13 protein-coding genes are annotated in these 11,664 nt (G+C 49.9%); 5 read left to right on the top strand and 8 right to left on the bottom strand.

Annotated elements, in window-relative coordinates; all coding sequences use genetic code 11:
• Positions 1-44: 44 nt before the first annotated feature.
• The 5 genes from DZE2538_RS12440 to flgL all read left to right on the top strand — a co-directional run bounded on the left by DZE2538_RS12440 (position 45) and on the right by flgL (position 5,851).
• Entirely contained in the window at positions 45-761 is a 717-nt protein-coding gene (locus DZE2538_RS12440) for a flagellar basal body L-ring protein FlgH (RefSeq protein ID WP_033581297.1), read from the top strand.
• 16 nt (positions 762-777) lie between these two features.
• Complete coding sequence (locus DZE2538_RS12435) at positions 778-1,887, top strand: flagellar basal body P-ring protein FlgI (protein WP_012884219.1); 1,110 nt, start codon at positions 778-780, stop codon at positions 1,885-1,887.
• Complete coding sequence (gene flgJ, locus DZE2538_RS12430) at positions 1,887-2,840, top strand: flagellar assembly peptidoglycan hydrolase FlgJ (protein ID WP_019843838.1); 954 nt, start codon at positions 1,887-1,889, stop codon at positions 2,838-2,840. Before DZE2538_RS12435 ends, flgJ begins: the two co-directional genes overlap by 1 nt.
• Before the next feature lie 126 nt (positions 2,841-2,966).
• On the top strand, positions 2,967-4,883 hold the full coding sequence (gene flgK / locus DZE2538_RS12425; protein ID WP_038913696.1) for a flagellar hook-associated protein FlgK: 1,917 nt from the start codon (positions 2,967-2,969) through the stop codon (positions 4,881-4,883).
• 38 nt (positions 4,884-4,921) lie between these two features.
• On the top strand, positions 4,922-5,851 hold the full coding sequence (gene flgL, locus DZE2538_RS12420; protein ID WP_023640168.1) for a flagellar hook-associated protein FlgL: 930 nt from the start codon (positions 4,922-4,924) through the stop codon (positions 5,849-5,851).
• Between the two features lie 138 nt (positions 5,852-5,989).
• Here flgL and fliR read toward each other — a convergent pair whose 3' ends face one another.
• From fliR to DZE2538_RS12380, 8 genes are all read right to left on the bottom strand, one after another.
• Positions 5,990-6,772, bottom strand: a complete 783-nt coding sequence (gene fliR / locus DZE2538_RS12415; protein ID WP_038916485.1) for a flagellar biosynthetic protein FliR — start codon at positions 6,770-6,772, stop codon at positions 5,990-5,992.
• Between the two features lie 2 nt (positions 6,773-6,774).
• Complete coding sequence (fliQ, locus tag DZE2538_RS12410) at positions 6,775-7,044, bottom strand: flagellar biosynthesis protein FliQ (RefSeq protein ID WP_012884224.1); 270 nt, start codon at positions 7,042-7,044, stop codon at positions 6,775-6,777.
• A 43-nt stretch (positions 7,045-7,087) separates the two neighbouring features.
• Positions 7,088-7,795 (bottom strand): flagellar type III secretion system pore protein FliP, encoded by a 708-nt coding sequence (fliP, locus tag DZE2538_RS12405; protein ID WP_373565212.1) that lies wholly within the window; start codon positions 7,793-7,795, stop codon positions 7,088-7,090.
• Between the two features lie 65 nt (positions 7,796-7,860).
• Positions 7,861-8,277 (bottom strand): flagellar biosynthetic protein FliO, encoded by a 417-nt coding sequence (gene fliO, locus DZE2538_RS12400; RefSeq protein ID WP_038916484.1) that lies wholly within the window; start codon positions 8,275-8,277, stop codon positions 7,861-7,863.
• Positions 8,277-8,693, bottom strand: coding sequence for a flagellar motor switch protein FliN (fliN, locus tag DZE2538_RS12395; protein ID WP_012884227.1), 417 nt, complete (start codon positions 8,691-8,693; stop codon positions 8,277-8,279). The genes fliO and fliN overlap by 1 nt, the downstream gene beginning before the upstream one ends.
• The gene (fliM, locus tag DZE2538_RS12390; RefSeq protein WP_019843832.1) at positions 8,686-9,702 is read right to left on the bottom strand and encodes a flagellar motor switch protein FliM; all 1,017 of its coding nucleotides are present in this window, start codon (positions 9,700-9,702) and stop codon (positions 8,686-8,688) included. Before fliM ends, fliN begins: the two co-directional genes overlap by 8 nt.
• Before the next feature lie 5 nt (positions 9,703-9,707).
• Positions 9,708-10,196 carry a flagellar basal body-associated protein FliL gene (gene fliL, locus DZE2538_RS12385; protein ID WP_012884229.1) on the bottom strand — a complete coding sequence of 163 codons (489 nt, stop codon included), beginning with the start codon at positions 10,194-10,196 and terminating at the stop codon, positions 9,708-9,710.
• 133 nt (positions 10,197-10,329) lie between these two features.
• Positions 10,330-11,664 carry a flagellar hook-length control protein FliK gene (locus DZE2538_RS12380; protein ID WP_038916483.1) on the bottom strand — a complete coding sequence of 445 codons (1,335 nt, stop codon included), beginning with the start codon at positions 11,662-11,664 and terminating at the stop codon, positions 10,330-10,332.

Here is an 11,664-nt window from a genome sequence, read left to right as displayed (position 1 = left end):
TGTGTGGATAGGTTACTGAAAGTAAGGCGATATCCGTAGTGATGATGAATACGAAGTCGGTTGCCGCATTGCAGCCGTGTCGGCCCCGGTTGCTGGCATACGTGATGATGTTAACACTGTCCGGTTGCGCCTATGTACCTCATGATAAGGTTGTCACTGGACCAACGACAGCGCAACCGGCATCGCCGTTACAGGCTATCCCTAATGGGTCTATTTTCCAGACCGGTCAGGCGATGAATTACGGGTATCAGCCGATGTTTGAGGATCGTCGACCGAGAAACGTCGGGGATACGCTGACTATCGTGTTGCAGGAAAACGTCAGTGCCAGCAAGAACTCGTCGGCGAATGCCAGCCGGGATGCATCCAGTTCCTTTGGTATGACCACGACACCACGTTTACTTGAAGGGCCTTTGGGCAACAACCGGGCGGCACTTGATGCTACCGGTAAAGATGCGTTTACCGGGAAGGGCGGCGCTAACGCGAATAATACCTTCACTGGCACAATCACCGTGACGGTCGATCAGGTGCTGACAAATGGCAATTTGCACGTCGTTGGTGAGAAACAAATCGCCGTTAATCAGGGAACCGAGTTTATTCGCTTCTCTGGGGTGGTAAACCCAAGGACTATCAGCGGCAGCAACACCGTGCCGTCGACGCAAGTGGCGGACGCGCGTATGGAATATGTGGGTAATGGCTACATTAACGAAACGCAGACCATGGGCTGGCTGCAGCGCTTCTTCCTTAATGTTTCGCCGTTCTAAATTGATGAGGCACATAATGCGGATCACTTCAGTTTTTACTCTTTTTCTTGCTTTGTTGGTGATGGTGGCTCCGCCAGCATCAGCTGAGCGTATCCGCGATTTGGTGACGATTCAGGGGGTGCGTGATAACGCGCTCATTGGTTATGGTCTGGTTGTCGGGCTGGATGGTACGGGTGACCAGACCACTCAGACTCCGTTCACCACTCAAAGTTTGAATAACATGCTGTCCCAATTAGGGATAACCGTTCCTGCCGGCACCAATATGCAGTTGAAAAACGTAGCGGCAGTCATGGTAACAGCTAAATTACCACCGTTTGCTCGTGCAGGGCAGGCTGTCGATGTGGTGGTTTCCTCTATGGGTAATGCCAAGAGCCTGCGAGGCGGTACATTGCTGATGACGCCGCTGAAAGGTGTAGATAATCAGGTCTATGCTATCGCTCAAGGTAACCTTTTGATCGGCGGCGCAGGTGCGGCGGCTGGTGGCAGCAGTGTTCAGGTCAACCAGTTATCAGGTGGTCGTATTAGTGGTGGTGCGATTATTGAACGTGAGCTGCCGAACACTTTTGGGACCGGCAATACGATTATGCTGCAGTTAAATCAAGACGATTTCACCATGGCGCAGAGTATCAGCGATGCGATTAATCGCTTCGGTCGAGGCGGTTCTGCGGCACCACTGGACTCCCGTACTGTGCGGGTTATCGTACCAGCTGGCAACAGTGCTCAGGTTCGCTTCCTGGCGGATATGCAGAATATTGAGGTCAATGTCGGTACGCTGGATGCCAAAGTCATCATTAACTCCCGTACCGGCTCAGTAGTGATGAACCGCAATGTTCAGTTGGAAAACTGTGCCGTTGCACAGGGCAACCTGTCTGTGACAATCAATCAACAGAATGTGGTGAGTCAGCCCAATACACCGTTGGCCGGTGGGCAGACGGTCGTTACGCCGCAAACGGAAATTTCTATGCGTCAGGAAGGCGGGGCATTACAGCGCGTGAACTCGAGCGCTAACCTCAACAGTGTGGTTAGGGCCTTGAATTCACTTGGTGCCACGCCAATGGATTTGATGTCAATTCTTCAGGCGATGGAAAGTGCAGGTTGCCTGAGAGCGAAGCTGGAAATCATCTAATGAGTGACATGAAGACGTTTAACAACCCGGCCTATGAAACACAGTCGCTTAACGCGCTAAAGCGGGATGTATCAAGCCATCCCCAAAGCCGGGAAGGGATCCGTGCTGTGGCCAAGCAGTTGGAAGGCGTCTTCGTGCAAATGATGATGAAGAGCATGCGTGATACGCTACCGAAAGATGGTATGTTCAGTAGCGATCAGACGCGCATGATCACCTCAATGTATGATCAGCAACTGGCGCAGCAGATGTCATCTGGTAAAGGGGTCGGACTTGCGGCGCTCATTGAAAAACAGATGATGGGACAGGGTATTGTCGGGATTGAGCAACCTGCACCATCGACGCCCTTTAAGCCTGATGGTCAGTTGGCTCGCAATATGCCTTCATTTGTGATGGAGCAGATGGTGCGTAAAGCGATGCCTAAGTTGCCGGAAAAATCATCGCCATTACCCATGAGTAGCGCTGATTTTATTTCCCGTTTATCTACACCTGCGATGCTGGTTAGTCAGCAAAGTGGTATTCCGCATCACCTCATTATGGCGCAAGCCGCCCTTGAATCAGGTTGGGGACAGCATGAAATCCCTACTACCGACGGGCGTCGTAGCCACAACATTTTCGGTATTAAAGCTGGCAGCAACTGGGATGGACCGGTCACGGAAATCACCACGACAGAATACGAACAAGGTGTTGCCAAAAAAGTCACTGCGGCCTTCCGTGTGTATGGTTCTTATCTGGAAGCGTTGAATGACTATGCCAAATTGTTAACCCAGAATCCCCGTTATGCCGGCGTGTCTGCGGCGGCAACAGCGGAACAGGCTGCCGTAGCATTACAGCAGGCTGGGTATGCGACGGATCCGGCTTATGCGAAGAAGCTGGTGAGCATGATCCAGCAGATGAAAAACTCAGGCGAAAAGGCAGTTCAGGCCTATACACATGATCTGAGCGGGATTTTCTAATTTTTCTCAAGTTTTCAGCCCGCCTGCCGATAGCTATACAAGTTAATTTATAACGGCGATATCTTTTTGTGCCCGGCAATAGGTTGTGCCCTGTCTGCGCATGAGTAAGAGTAAAAGGAACCCAGCATGTCCAATTTGATTAACACCGGAATGAGTGGTTTGAGTGCAGCACAAGCGGCACTGAGCACTGTCAGTAACAACATCAGTAATCAGGCTGTTGCAGGGTATAGCCGTCAAAACGCGCTGTTGGCACAGAGTAATGGTACAACAACCTCTGCTGGTTACATTGGTAATGGGGTTACGGTTGTCAGCATTAACCGTGATTACAACGATTTCATCGCCAAGCAGTTGCGCGCAGCGCAGGCAACCAGTAGTGCTACGACTTCTTATTACGACCAAATCTCTAAGATTGACAACCTGCTATCGAGTAGCTCATCCAGCCTGTCAACCTCTATTCAGGATTTCTTTAAAAACCTGCAGAACCTGACGAGTAACTCCAGTGATTCGTCCGTTCGTCAGACTGTGTTGGGTAAAGCGAATGCGTTGGTCAATCAGTTCAAAATTACTGACCAGTATTTGCGCGATATGGACAGCAACATCAATGGTGAGCTCTCCGTCACTGTGACGCAGATCAATACCTATGCCCAGCAAATCGCCGATATCAACGATCAGATTGTACGCCTGAAAGGCGCGAATAATGGCGCGGCACCAAATGATTTGCTGGATCAGCGTGATTCACTGGTTGATTCGTTGAATAAGCTGGTCGGCGTTGATGTCGCGGTTCAAGACGGCAATATGTACAACGTCTCTCTGAAAAACGGCCTGACGCTGGTACAAGGTAAAAGCTTCAATACGCTTGTTGCTACGACATCCAGTACTGATCCTACCCGTACTACTATTGCTTACAACGATGCCATAGCCGGTGTGAGCGAAGTGAAAGAGAGCACAATTACCGGCGGCTCTCTCGGCGGTCTGCTGAATTTTCGCACTAGTACGCTCGATAGCGCTCGTAACCAATTAGGTCAGATGGCGCTGGCGTTTTCTGATGCTTTCAACCAGCAGCACAAAGCGGGTTTTGACCTGAACAATGCTCAGGGAGGCGATTTCTTTAACGTGGGGTCATCAGTTACGTTAAAAAGTGCCAATAATACGTCTACTGCCGAATTGAGTTCCTCCTATCTCAGTGATACCTACTCAATGCAGTATAACGGAACGTCATGGAGTGTTACCCGGTCTGATGGTACTACTGCCAGTTCAACGTTATCGGGTTCGGCGTTAACGTTTGATGGTTTCACTATCGATATTTCCGGTTCTGCCGCTTCGGGTGATACCTTCAGCTTTAAAGTATCACCAGGACAGTCTTCAATTTCGCAGACCGCGCCAGCGACAACCTCCGCTGCGTCGTTGACACGCAATGATAACAACTACATCAAAGCGAGCGATTACACCGTTAAATTCGTTGGCCCAGCTGCCAGCGACTGGTCAATTACTCGTCTGTCAGATGGTTCTAACTTGTCTTCTTCTGCGACCTATACCGCAGCCAGTGGGTCAACACCTGCCAGTCTGATTTTTGATGGTATGAAACTGGATATCACCGGTACACCAGCGGCAAAAGACGTGTTCACTGTGAAAGGTGTGCGTGACGTAGTCGTCGGTATGTCTGTTGCCATCTCGGACTCTTCCAAGATAGCAGCGGCCGGTTCTTCGTTGACCTCCGCTGGTGGTGGGGTTAGTGATAATACGAATGCTAAAGCATTACTGAATTTGCAGACAGTTAAGGTCGTTGAAGGCAAATCGAGTATCAGTCAAGCATACGCTAGTCTGGTTGGGGACATCGGTAACAAGACGAGTACAGCTAAGGTGACTGATACATCCCAGAAGAATGTGGTGTCGCAGTTAACCACCGAACAGCAGTCTGTGTCCGGTGTAAACCTGGACGAAGAGTATGGTGATCTTGTTCGTTTCCAACAGTATTACATGGCGAATGCCAAGGTAATCCAGACGGCTTCGACGATCTTTGATTCCCTGTTAGCGATCCGGTAACTAAGTTTGTGACGATAAAATCAGTAAGGAAATAAGTTATGCGACTGAGTACCAGTATTATTTTTCAGCAAAGTATGCAGGGCGTCACAGACGGGCTGTCAAATTTCAGCAAAACGGGCCAACAGTTAGCCAGTAATACCCGAGTGGTTAACCCTTCTGATGATCCCATCGCGGCGTCTAAAGCGGTGATGGTCAATCAGGCACAGGCGCAGAACGATCAATATTCTTTGGCGCGTACGTTTGCCGAAAATGGCATGAATAGCGAGCTGTCCGTACTGACTAACGTTGCGACTGCATTGACCAGCGCCAGTACCACACTGTTAAGTGCTGATGGTACAAAGAATGATAACGATCGCCAGCTTATCGCCACGTCGTTGCGTGGGTTGAAAGCCCAGTTGCTCAACCTGGGAAACAGCACCGATGGTAATGGTAACTTTGTCTTTGGTGGTTACAAAACCGATGCTCAACCGTTTACTACCAATGCTGCCGGTACAGTGAGCTATGTGGGTGGTAATCAGGCTATTTCTCAGCAGGTGGATGCTGATCGTGTCATGACGGTTGGACATGTCGGGTCTGACGTATTTAATAATGCTAGCGGCACCGCAGATATCTTCGGCGCTTTGGACAGTGCGATTAGTGCATTAGAAACACCGCTGGAAGGGGCCACTGATGCAGTGAAGGCTGCGAATACGGCCTCTATCAACGCGGCTAGCCAGAGTCTCAAAAATGCGCTGACGAATGTTTCTTCTGCGCAAGCGACCCTGGGGGTTCAATTGCAGGAAGTCGATACATTGAACAGTATTGGTACTGATCGCAGCAATGCCAATAAACAAACATTGAGTGACTTGGTTGATATCGATATGGTCGCAACCATCTCCACATACATGATGCAACAGCAATCCTTGCAGGCATCATATAAAGCATTTAGCGATATGCAGGGCCTCTCGCTGTTCCAGCTAAACAAATAACATGGAATAGCGGTCCAGTATTTGGATACGCTTAAACCGGGCGTATTCTTTTTGGCATGTCATCCTTCATAAGATGACATGCTTTTTTTTATTGTACGCCGTGCATAAAAAAGCTCGAGGACACCAACGCGCGAGGGATTATCCGGCAAATTGGCTTAGCAAATCAGCCAGTAGATCATAGGTTTCGCCAAACAGTTTTTCGGCATAAGGGGAAATAAGGAAAAGCAGGAATCCTACGGTAATAATCCCGGTAAAGAGGGTGATAGGAAAACCGATAGCGAAGATGGTTAATTGTGGTGCCAGCCGGCTTAATAACCCAAGCGCCATGTTAATGGTGAGCAGTAATGTAATGAGCGGGAGAGCAAGCATCAGCCCGTTAGAGAAGATCCTTCCGCCAGCGCCTGCCAGGGACATAAATACGTTACCGCTGACAGGTGCTGCCCCTATGGGAATGGTATGGAAACTGTCAACCAGCAGTGAAATCAGCCATAGATGCCCATTCATCGACAGGAAAAGTAACAATGCCAGCAGGTTCATGAACCGGGCGATGACAGGCATATTGGGGCCACCGCTGGGGTCAAAGAACGTAGCGAATGACAGCCCCATCTGGAGGCCGATAATCTCTCCCGCCAGTCGGATCGCAGCAAATGCCAGTTGCATGGTGAACCCCAGCATGACCCCGATCACGACTTGCTGAAACAGCATCCATACGCCTGTTGCAGAAAAGATAGGGATCGAGGAATGCGGGATATTCGGCGCAATGACAATAGTGATGAGCACACCTATGCCGATTTTCACACGGCGGGTAATAGCCCGTTCGCTAAAAATGGGGGCGGTGCTAATCAGTGCCAGAATCCTGACCAGTGGCCAGAAAAACTGATTAAACCAGCCGATCATATCAATGCTGCTGAGGGTAACCATACCTACCCGATCATGTTAGGGAACTGGCTGAACATTGCACGCATGTAGTCAAGAATGACGCTGAGCATCCACGGCCCGGCCACCACAAGGGTAAAAAACACCGTTAGCACTTTAGGGATGAACGACAAGGTCATTTCGTTGATTTGTGTAGCCGCCTGAAGCATGCTAACAATCAAGCCACTCACCAGCGCGGCGATAAGAGGGGGGCCTGCCAGCATCAGTGCTATTTTCATTGCTTCATAGCCTAAAGCCATAACGGATTCAGGAGTCATACAGGCATTCCTCTGATGTGGTGGACAGCAGCATCCGCACTAACTAAGTATAGAAACTCTGGGCCAGCGACCCCAACAGTAATTGCCATCCGTCAACCAACACGAAAAGCATCAGTTTGAACGGCAATGAAATCGTCGCAGGAGGGACCATCATCATACCCAGTGCCATTAATACGCTGGCGACAACCAGGTCAATCAGCAGAAAAGGAATAAAAATCGTAAAACCGATCTGAAAGGCGGTCTTCAGTTCGCTGGTAACATAAGCTGGCACTAACACTCGCATTGGAACAGCTTCCGGGCCTTGCAGCGAAGGAATCTGAGCCAAACGGGTAAACAATGCTAAATCCGCTTCCCGGGTTTGTCGCAGCATAAACTCACGCAGCGGTTTCGAACCTTTATCAATAGCAACTTCCATGCTGATTTTGTCTTCACTGAACGGGCGGTAGGCCTCGTCGTAAATACGGTTCAGTACGGGAGACATAACAAAAAAAGTCAGAAACAGACTGAGACCCAGCAGAACCTGGTTAGGCGGTGCCGTAGGCGTACCTAACGCGTTACGCAACAAGCTCAGCACGATGATGATACGAGTAAAGCACGTCATCATCAGCAACACGGCTGGAATAAAGCTCAGCGCAGTGATGAAGATCAGGGTCTGAACGGGCAAGGACCAGCTTTGTCCACCATTAGGCAGTGGGTGGCTGATAATGCTGGGCAACTGTGCCAATGCATGAGGCGCCATCAGCAACAACATAGAAGCCGCAAGATAACGAAGCAGGCGGAACCAGGTAGCAAGTGAAATCGGACGCTGGGGGGTACTCATTCGGTTTTTTCCGGACGCTTGGTCGCTTTCTTAAGAAACTGAAGAAAATCGGCTGGCGCGATGCTTTCTGCCGACGCAGCATCGTTAATGGGGCGAGCAGGCAGGGTGTGCAAATGGGTTATTTGTTGGGCTGTAACCCCCAATACAAGCCAGGTGTCATCAACTTCAACGATCACAATACGCTCACGTTGTCCAACCTGATAGGCCGACACCATTTTCATGATATTGCTGTTTTTAGTCTGTGGCGCAAAACCCAGTTTTCGTAGTGCCCAGGCAACCAGCAAAATCAGCAATAACACGCCGCACAATGCGGTACCAACTTGCGACAAGAGCGCACCGCCAGAAATAACGGATTCAGCAGCCACAGGTGGCTGCTGAATGGTCGATGTAGTCTGTTGTGCGGTGCCAGCCATTAACGGCCTAGCCTGCGCATACGTTCTGATGGCGTAATAATATCGGTGATACGCACACCATACTTGTCGGAAACGACAACTACTTCACCCTGAGCAATCAGATACCCGTTAATCATGATATCCAGTGGCTCACCGGCCAAACCGTCTAGTGCCACGACTGAGCCCTGTGACAAGCGCAGCAGCTCTTTAATCGTCATTTTGGTTCGACCTAACTCCACGGTCAATTTAACCGGGATATCCAAAATCAGGTCGATATCCTGCATTGACCCCTGGGTATCCTGCACATCAAAGTTTTTGAAGATATTTTCAGTACTACCCGACGCGCCTTTTTCTGCCGACTGCTGCTCATTAAATGCATCAGCCCACAGATCGTCCACGGAATCCGTTTCTTCGGACGGTTTCTTGATGTCACTCATTGAGCGGTTCCTCGTCATTCAGAGAATTTAAAATGGGGTTAATCAAGTGTTCAACACGCAAGGCATACTGACCATCTAACGTACCGTATTGGCATGTCAATACAGGCACGCCATCCACATGTGCTACCAGGCGTTCAGGTTTATCAATCGGCAAAATATCTCCGGGCTTGAGTTTTAATACCTTTGACAGTCGAACCGGAATATCAACAAAGTTAGCAACCAGCTCTAACTCTGAGTGCTGCACCTGTTTTGCCAGTGTTTCACGCCAGTGCTGGTCTTCCTGCTGCGAGTTTTCCAGCGGCGGGTTGGCGAGCAGCTCGCGTAAAGGTTCAATCATGGAGAAAGGAATACAGATGCTGAATTCACCGGTCAGCGTACCAATTTCCAGGTGGAAAGGGGTGGTTACCACAATATCGTTTGGCGACGTAGTGATATTGGTGAATTTTACCTGCATTTCCGAACGCACGTACTCCACATCGAGCTTATAAATCGCGTTCCAGGCGTCACTGTAGGATTCGAGAGCCAGTTTCAGCATGCGACGCACTACGCGCTGCTCGGTGTGTGTAAATTCTCGGCCTTCAACCTTGGTAGGAAAACGGCCATCGCCACCGAACAGGTTGTCGACGGCAATAAAAACCAGACTGGGTGAAAACACGAATAGCGCAGTACCGCGCAAGGGCTTCAGGTGTATCAGGTTGAGGTTGGTTGGAACCGGCAGGTTACGTGCAAACTCATGATACGGCTGAATCTTGATGGCACCAACGGTAATATCAGGGCTACGACGAAGCAGGTTAAACAAGCCCATACGAAACTGGCGCGCGAAACGCTCGTTGATGATCTCCAACGCTTGCAGACGCTCACGGATAACGCGTCGCTGTGTATTGGGATCATAGGGCTTCACATCCCCGTCTTTTTGGGAAGCGGTGCTGCTGGCATCAGCGCTACTATCACCACTGTCACCGTTTAGCAGAGCATCAATCTCTGCTTGTGAAAGAATGCTGTCACCCATAGTGATTACCGCAAAATGAAAGCAGTGAACAGGACATCGCTGACGACCTGGTTAGGTTGTCCAGGGACCAGCGGTGGGCTTAATACCTGCTTGATATCTTCAACCAGTTTTTGTTTACCTTGTTCCGTTGCCAGAACAGATGAGCTCTGGCGGGAAAACAGCATAATCAAACGACTGCGAATTTCTGGCAGATAGTTCGTCAGGCGTGCACGGGTTGCTTCATCCGGCAATCGCAGGGTTATTCCCACGTACAACACCCGATCCGGGTTGTTATCCGGAGATAACAGGTTAACAGTGAATGTATCCAAAGGCATGAATACAGGTGCCGGCGGCGGCGGCGGCTCGCTGGATGCCGTCTCGGTTTTTTTATGATTCAAGAACCACCAGCCAGCACCCGCTCCAGCTGTAGCTGCTAGGGCGATAACAATCAAGATTATCAGCCAGAGGGAGCGTTTTTTACCACCTGACTGGGCTTTCTTATTAGACGTAGCCAATGATGTATCCTGTTATTTATCAGTATCTCATGGCAATGTTAGCCATGAGATAAATGCGTGATATCATGATTATCCTGCCTATTCACCGCATCAATACAATGAATAAACAATAAAAAAAGCGTTAACTTTTTCATTAGGCAAAGATATCAACGCCATTAAGCCCCGTTGCCATTGACTGCAACTGTGCTGGTACTACCAGTGTTTCTGCTTCAGCGCCGGTACGATCAGACTGACCAAATTGCTGTTGGTAAGACGACGTATTACCACCGCCATTTCCATTGGCATTACTTGCCACCTGCTGCTGAGACTGCTGCCAGCTACTGGCGTCTGAGCCTACGCTGCTTTGTCCCAGATTGATACCATTCTCAGCCATAGCACTGCGCAGATGGGGGAGAGCGGATTCCAATGCGGAGCGCACCTGACTATTGCCAGAGACCAGATGAATCTGGGCCTGATTATCTTCGATTTTCAACGTGATATGCAGTGACCCGAGCTCTTCGGGATGTAGTTTCAATTCTGCTGTCTGCTGCCCGTTACGGGTAAACATAACAACTTGTTGACCCAGTGCGTCATTCCACTGTTGGGTGCCCAAGGGCGCATTAATCTGGCTGGTGACATGCTGTGCTGCCGGCTGGGTTGGCGTCGCATTACTGGCAAACAAGGTAGATAGTGCTTGTAATGACGAGTGTGTGCCTGCGTCGGCAGTTGCGGTGGCGGCAACCGGGTTGCTGGCACTGTCCTCTTTACGGGAGACCAGCAGAGCATCCTCTTTGGACTGGTCGTAGCCATTTTCAGTAGCGCGTAACCCGGCATTTTGGGCAGCCGTAACGGATGCACCGGTGCCAGACAGCGTTGAGCCTGTATTTGCCGCTGTTGCAGATGTGTTCAGTGCAAAATTGCCTTGTGCTGATGTATCAGTGTTTTTTGTCGAGCTGATTAACGAGCTCAGAACACTGTTGTCGCCTTTACCCTTTTTTAGTGCATCCAACGCATCAGATACCGATTGCGCCGAGCCTGTGCCGTCAGTGGTCAATTTCCCCTGGGCAGAGGTTTGTGCCGGAATCATAGCGAACAATGCCTGCATGGCTAATGCGTCGGTATTTGCTGTTTTTTCGTCTTTTACACTGTCTTTTTTCTGCGCTTTTGCCAGCAGTGACTCAAGGGAATTACCCGACTGCAGATCACTCAGTGTCAGCGTTCCTTTGGTCAACGCACTCAGAATGGCATTCAACTCATCGCTGTTTGCCTCAATACCACTTTTGGCGAGCGCATCTTTGAATTCAGCCGCTTCCTGATCGCTAATGGCCGTTTTCTTGGTCGATTGCGTTGCCGAGAGTTTTTGCGACAGTAATTGCACAAAATTTTCTGGCAGTTGATCCTTGCCCAGCAGCGCAAGTAGAGAGTTCCCCTGAGGCGTAGTCGTGCTTGCGTCAATCGTTGTAGTAGTTGGCATTGCTGGCAAGTTCAT

Source organism: Dickeya zeae NCPPB 2538, from assembly GCF_000406165.1.
Taxonomy (GTDB): Bacteria; Pseudomonadota; Gammaproteobacteria; order Enterobacterales; family Enterobacteriaceae; genus Dickeya; species Dickeya zeae.
This window is presented reverse-complemented; position numbering and strand designations above follow the sequence as displayed.

What these genes read in the sequence shown, in the direction of transcription:
- DZE2538_RS12435 (WP_012884219.1), top strand. Translation starts at nt 778, where the DNA reads ATGCGGATCACTTCAGTTTTTACTCTTTTTCTTGCTTTGTTGGTGATG.
- flgK (WP_038913696.1), top strand. Translation starts at nt 2,967, where the DNA reads ATGTCCAATTTGATTAACACCGGAATGAGTGGTTTGAGTGCAGCACAA.
- DZE2538_RS12380 (WP_038916483.1), bottom strand. Translation starts at nt 11,664, where the DNA reads ATGAACTTGCCAGCAATGCCAACTACTACAACGATTGACGCAAGCACG.
- fliO (WP_038916484.1), bottom strand. Translation starts at nt 8,277, where the DNA reads ATGGCTGGCACCGCACAACAGACTACATCGACCATTCAGCAGCCACCT.
- flgJ (WP_019843838.1), top strand. Translation starts at nt 1,887, where the DNA reads ATGAGTGACATGAAGACGTTTAACAACCCGGCCTATGAAACACAGTCG.
- fliP (WP_373565212.1), bottom strand. Translation starts at nt 7,795, where the DNA reads ATGTTGTTGCTGATGGCGCCTCATGCATTGGCACAGTTGCCCAGCATT.
- fliM (WP_019843832.1), bottom strand. Translation starts at nt 9,702, where the DNA reads ATGGGTGACAGCATTCTTTCACAAGCAGAGATTGATGCTCTGCTAAAC.
- flgL (WP_023640168.1), top strand. Translation starts at nt 4,922, where the DNA reads ATGCGACTGAGTACCAGTATTATTTTTCAGCAAAGTATGCAGGGCGTC.
- fliQ (WP_012884224.1), bottom strand. Translation starts at nt 7,044, where the DNA reads ATGACTCCTGAATCCGTTATGGCTTTAGGCTATGAAGCAATGAAAATA.
- fliR (WP_038916485.1), bottom strand. Translation starts at nt 6,772, where the DNA reads ATGGTTACCCTCAGCAGCATTGATATGATCGGCTGGTTTAATCAGTTT.
- fliN (WP_012884227.1), bottom strand. Translation starts at nt 8,693, where the DNA reads ATGAGTGACATCAAGAAACCGTCCGAAGAAACGGATTCCGTGGACGAT.
- DZE2538_RS12440 (WP_033581297.1), top strand. Translation starts at nt 45, where the DNA reads ATGAATACGAAGTCGGTTGCCGCATTGCAGCCGTGTCGGCCCCGGTTG.